3 protein-coding genes are annotated in these 2,599 nt (G+C 41.8%); all 3 read right to left on the bottom strand.

What is annotated here, in order from left to right; translation table 11 throughout:
* Nucleotides 1-525: class II aldolase/adducin family protein (locus AC1DDX_RS25680; protein WP_477622846.1), on the bottom strand; the 525-nt coding region annotated here is incomplete at its 3' end.
* Nucleotides 522-2,222 (bottom strand): ribulokinase, encoded by a 1,701-nt coding sequence (locus AC1DDX_RS25685; protein ID WP_288879121.1) that lies wholly within the window; start codon nt 2,220-2,222, stop codon nt 522-524. The genes AC1DDX_RS25685 and AC1DDX_RS25680, both read right to left, overlap by 4 nt.
* 85 nt (nt 2,223-2,307) lie before the next feature.
* Nucleotides 2,308-2,599 (bottom strand): NrtR DNA-binding winged helix domain-containing protein (locus tag AC1DDX_RS25690; protein WP_477622847.1); only part of this gene is annotated, 292 nt, incomplete at its 5' end.

Below are 2,599 nucleotides of genomic sequence, written 5' to 3' on the forward strand. Positions count from 1 at the left end.
AAACGGAGCATGATTTCCCACCAGTATCATTTCAACCTCATGATGACTATAACCGAGCTCAGTAAAGTGATTAATGATCTGAAAGCCCGTTTCGTATTCGTAGTTTCCTTTAATCATCTCATCACTCATTGGTGGTGCACAGGGTACATCCACAGTGAGGTGATCGGCATGGGTAGTACCAAAAATGGGTATATCCATTTGCGCCTGTGCCCAGGATGTGGCATAGGTTGAATGGGTATGTACAATGCCATTGATTCCTTCCCAATGTTTGTATAACACAGCATGGGTTTTGGTATCAGAGGATGGTCTGAGCGTTCCTTCTACAGTATTTCCGTCAAAATCAACGATAACCATTTTATCTGGTGAAAGATCTTTGTATGGCACTCCGCTTGGTTTGATAGCGAAAACACCTTCATCTCTGTCGGCCGCGCTAACATTTCCAAAAGTGAATAACACAAGACCTAGCCTTGGTAATTCCATGTTAGCCTCATAGGCAGTTTCACGTATTATTTTATAAATGCTCATGATACATAAGGTTTGATTTCTCTCTTATTGTACTTCTCCAGATATCTACCTAAAGCCAGATATTCCTGGTAATGCTGGCGATACATTCTTCGTTTATTCAGATTGGGCTGGTATTCTGCTTCGAATCCTGTTCCCATTGCTTCCATTGCAGTTTCAATATTTGGATGGATACCGGCTGCTACTGCAGCAAACATGGCCGCTCCGAGTGCGCAGGTGTGCTCAAATCGATGAATTTTTATTGGCATTTCTAATACATCGGCCATCATCTGCATGATGTAAGGTGATTTTTGGGCTACTCCGCCTATACCAATTATTCCTTTTACAGGTACACCCTGGTCTTCGAACCTATCAACGATACTCTTTGCCCCAAAACAGGTTGCTGCAGCTAAGGCTCGGAAAAATTTTGGCGCGTCGGTTCCCAGACTTAAACCGGCTATGGCTCCTTTAAGTTCTTGATTGGCATCAGGCGTTCGTCTTCCATTTAACCAGTCCACGGCCAGCTCTGCGTAATCTTCGTCGCCTAATTGTTCAGCCTGTTCGCTTAGACGGGAAATAATTTTTGCTTCCAGTTCATCTTTTAAAGCAACGGCTGTAGCCTGATCGATTAACGCAGATTCAGTGAGCAGATGATTCAATGGCCAGCTGATTAAGTTTTTGAACCATGCATATACATCACCAAAAGCCGATTGACCAGCTTCAAGTCCCATTGTTCCTGGGATAACTGAGCCATTTACCTGTCCGCAAATGCCTTTTACCAGTTTGCCTTCCAGGTCTTGCAAGGGGGCAACAAGAATATCGCAGGTACTTGTCCCCATGATTTTGCAAAGGTGATATGGTAATATCTGTCCACCAACGGCACCCATGTGTGCGTCAAAAGCACCTACACCAACAACTACATCTGTTGATAATCCTAATCTCTCGGCCCATTCCTCACTTAATCTTCCAGCAGGTTCGTCTGAAGTATAGGTGTCCTGAAATAGCCTTTCAGTAAATCCAGACAATAGGGGGTCTAATTTACTAAAAAAATCATTTGGCGGAAGGCCGTTAAACTCTTCTGCCCAAAGGGCTTTATGTCCCGCTGCACAGCGGCTCCTTTTCATTTTTCTGACGTCATCGCCTCCAGTTAGCAAGAAAGGGATCCAGTCACAATGCTCCACCCATGAAAAGGTAGCGTCACGAACAGCAGGATCTTCTCTTAACACATGAAGCAGTTTTGCCCAGAACCATTCTGAAGAGTAGATTCCTCCCACATATTTAAGATAGTTTGTTTTAAATTTTGTGGCATGCTCATTAATCTGCGCTGCTTCTTTGATTCCTGTATGATCTTTCCACAATACAAACATGGCATTTGGATTTTCTTCAAAGCCAGGAGTGAGGGCAAGGGGTGTTCCGGTTTTGTCAACCGCTACCGGAGTAGAACCTGTAGTATCTACGGCAATTCCTTTTATGGAATCTGCTATTGCTGTACCACCCGCTTTTGCGATACACTCTTTAATGGTATGCTCCAATCCCTCGATGTAGTCAAGTGGATGCTGTCTGAACTGATTTAATGATGGCTTACAGTAGAGGTTTTTTTGCCACCTTTTATAATAATAAACTGAAGAGGATACCTCTGCTCCATTTTCGGTATTAACAATTACCGAGCGAACAGAATCCGATCCGTAATCAACACCGATGACATATTTGGTTAAATTCATAGTAACTATAATAAACGTCTAATTAACGTTTATTTTTTTAACAAAAGAAAATTATTATGAAATTTATTTCACATTATTTTGATTATCAGCTAATAAGATTCTCTGGGTTGGGTATGAAATTTAAAAAAGATTGGAATTTAGCTTTGTATTTGGTTTTATCCAGAGTGTAGTAAAAAGCCCCACGTTTGGAACTGGACTTGTCTTTTTCAGTAAGTTTGATTAGTAAGTCCGTAGAGTTGACTTTGCGGATAAAATTCCGGTTGTCAATTTTGGCATTATAAACCTGTTCATACAAATTCTGTAATTGCGGGATGGTGAATTTGGTAGGCATTAGCTCAAACAGTATTGGGTGAAGTGCGGCTTTATAACGGATCCTT

The sequence above is a fragment of the Pedobacter sp. 10L46_2 genome, from assembly GCF_056395165.1.